The sequence below is a fragment of the Arthrobacter sp. Y3223164 genome (assembly GCF_059091005.1).
This window is the reverse complement of the sequence record NZ_JBNHGF010000869.1, coordinates 1-428: the sequence shown is the minus strand read 5'-3', so window position 1 is coordinate 428 and position 428 is coordinate 1. Positions and strand designations below refer to the sequence as shown.

The following is a 428-nucleotide window of genomic DNA, read 5'->3' as shown; positions in this document are numbered from 1 at the left end:
GGGACGCCGCCCGGCCCCGGCGTGCACGGCATGGCCGGCTACCGCGCCGCCGAGCTGGCCCTGCGGGAGCAATTCGGTCTCGCTGTGCCGTCCCTGAGGCCGTAAGCCATGGATCAGCGGGTGGTGCCGGTGGAAGATGGTCACATGGATCCTGTCGCGGCCCTGAACGAAATCGCCTTCTGGCTGGAGCGTGAACTCGCGCCCACGTACAAAGTGCAGGCGTTCCGGCGGGCGGCCGCCGTCGCCGGCGGGCTGGAGCCCGCCGAACTGGCCGAGCGGGCGCGCACCGGCCGGCTGAAGAGCATGAAGGGGATCGGTGCCAGCACCTTCGTGGTGATCCAGCAGGCGGTCGACGGCGAGGTCCCGGACTATCTGGCGAAGGTGCGGGAGCGCGCCGCCGCGCCCCTGGCCGAGGGCGGCCGCGAGCT

The 428-nt window shown here is 72.7% G+C and carries 1 pseudogene; it reads left to right on the top strand.

Going from position 1 to position 428, the window contains the following annotated elements:
• Positions 1-144: 144 nt before the first annotated feature.
• Positions 145-428 (top strand): annotated as a pseudogene (locus tag AC5RUJ_RS18465) (PHP domain-containing protein); the annotation flags it as partial.